Source organism: Aestuarium sp. (genome assembly GCF_023253315.1).
GTDB lineage: Bacteria > Pseudomonadota > Alphaproteobacteria > Rhodobacterales > Rhodobacteraceae > Marivivens > Marivivens donghaensis.
Map to the genome: position 1 here is coordinate 1 of NZ_JALRGW010000066.1, position 1763 is coordinate 1763.

A 1763-nucleotide genomic window follows, 5' to 3' on the forward strand; every position below is an offset into this window, starting at 1 on the left:
ACGCCAGACATCACTTGAACCGAACGCGAACCGAAGATCGACACTGGAACAACGAGGTTGTTTACAATGTGGAGCATTGCGATGGTGACGATAAACGACAGGAAGAACCAGTTCGCAACATAGATGTGCGGCTCTTTGCGCTTGATAATCGTGCCGAGGAAGACGGCAAGATAGGCAACCCAAACAACGGTCAGCCAAAGGTCGACATACCATTCGGGCTCTGCGTATTCTTTCGACTGGGTCGCGCCGAGCAGATAGCCCGTCGCCGCCAGAACGATAAAGAGGTTGTAGCCCCAGAACACAAACCAACCAAGGTTGCCGCCCCAAAGGCGCGTCGCCGAGGTGCGCTGCACGATATAGAACGACGTCGCAATCAGCGCGTTACCACCGAACGCAAAGATCACCGCCGAAGTGTGCAGCGGGCGAAGGCGACCGAAGTTGCCGAAGCCTTGAAGAAATTCGAAGTTCAGTGCCGGAAAGGCCAACTGAAAAGCGATAAAGGTGCCAACCAGAAAACCGGCAAGGCCCCAAAAAGCAGTTGCGATAACACCATAACGAATGACGCCATCATTATAACCGGTCGGTGCAGGCACCGACGGTTCTCCTGTGCGGCGGACAGTCCAGATGAACATGCCAGCAGCGACGGCCATCACGATCAACGCGTGGACCTGATACGCCAGGTCGCGCGCGAAGTTCGCGGCGAGTGCGGCCAGCAAGGCAATAATGCCAAAGACCGCGATCTTGATCCAATCCCACATAACAAGCGTTCCCTTATTTCGCCCACGCAGAATCGTGCGCAGGCTGTTCAGCTCTGGTTAGGGGTTTCACATTCGCGAGAGGTCGCCGCCTTGATCCATGTCAAGTTTTCAGACGCCAAGCTCTGATAGTCCTTTTTCCAGTGAACAGAGGGGATTCCCCGTTCAATTCGTCGATTTGGGAGAGCAACCGATGGCTTACAAAACGATTTCGGTCGTAGTTACCGATCAAGAAGCCGACCATGACGCCCTGATGAGCGCCTTTAACCTCGCCGTTGCAGGCGGTGCGCATATTGACGTGCACTGCATCGGAATCGATCCCGCCCGTTTCGAAGCGGTTCCCATAGGGAGCGCCGCGAGTCTTGCAGTGAACGCGCTTGAAGACGCCCGCCAGAGCGCAGAAGAGCTTGCCGCTTGGGTGACTGCGCTTCTCCCAAAAGACTATGGCCCCTTGGCGATCATTCCCTCGGTTGTGCCTCAAATGGGGATCGAGGCCATGGTTGCGCGGCTTGCGGGCTATTGCGACATCGTCGTTGCCGCCAAACCCTATGGCCCCCAGAAGAACCCGCTACACGTAACCGTTCTCGAAGCAGAACTCTTCGGGTCGGGCGCGCCCGTTCTAGTCATTCCGCAAGGTGAGGTTCTTTCGGGAGAGCCCTTCCGTCAGGTTCTGGTGGCATGGAACGAAAGCAGTGAATCCTTTGCCGCCATCCGTGCCGCCTTGCCCGTGCTCAAACAGGCGCACCGCGTCCATATCGTGATGGTCGACCCGCCCGCACATTCTCCCGAACGCTCTGATCCTGGCGGAGCGATTTGCTTGATGCTTGCGCGCCACGGGGTCAAAGCCGAAGTCTCGATCCTTGCCAGAACGATGCCGCGCATTTCCGAGGTTCTGACCCGTTTCGCAATAGATCACGCTATCGATGCCATCGTGATGGGCGCTTATGGACACTCGCGCTTCCGCGAGTCGATCCTTGGCGGAGCGACGCGGGATTTGCTCGAACATAC

2 protein-coding genes are annotated in these 1763 nt (G+C 56.9%); one reads left to right on the forward strand and one right to left on the reverse strand.

Going from position 1 to position 1763, the window contains the following annotated elements; translation table 11 throughout:
• On the reverse strand, positions 1-758 hold a 758-nt coding region (locus AC1QQ2_RS14060), incomplete at its 3' end, for a cbb3-type cytochrome c oxidase subunit I (RefSeq protein WP_479713603.1).
• A gap of 190 nt (positions 759-948) precedes the next feature.
• Here AC1QQ2_RS14060 and AC1QQ2_RS14065 point away from each other — a divergent pair.
• On the forward strand, positions 949-1763 hold an 815-nt coding region (locus tag AC1QQ2_RS14065), incomplete at its 3' end, for a universal stress protein (protein ID WP_479713604.1).